Raw genomic sequence first — 386 nt, forward strand, 5'->3', positions numbered from 1 at the left:
CTACGCCAATTTAATTTTTCTTTAATTCTTTTGTTATTATAATAATAAATATATTCTGTTATAGCTTTCTCTAATTCGTTGAAACTTTTATATGTTTTTCTATAATACATTTCTTGCTTCATTATACTAAAGAAATTTTCCATAGGAGAATTATCAAGGCATGTACCCTTATAGGAATTATATTTACGTGATTTACGAGAAAATGCTATGCATTTAAGTTCTAATTTTCTCATAATACGTCTAACCTTCTTTTGATTAATAACGATACCACTATTTTTTAATGTAGCTGTAATTCGGCGATAGCCATATCTACCATTATGATCTTGAAAAATAGACATGATTTTTTCTTCGATATCTTTATCTGGATTTTCACTATGAAATCTCTT

The 386-nt window shown here is 26.2% G+C and carries 1 protein-coding gene; it reads right to left on the reverse strand.

Features of this window, described 5'->3' with window-relative positions; all coding sequences use genetic code 11:
* Nucleotides 1-386 (reverse strand): IS3 family transposase (locus tag KGF42_RS19290; RefSeq protein WP_227826921.1); only part of this gene is annotated, 386 nt, incomplete at both ends.

Origin of the sequence: Clostridioides sp. ZZV15-6383 (assembly GCF_020657735.1) — a bacterium.
Classification (GTDB): domain Bacteria; phylum Bacillota; class Clostridia; order Peptostreptococcales; family Peptostreptococcaceae; genus Clostridioides; species Clostridioides difficile_D.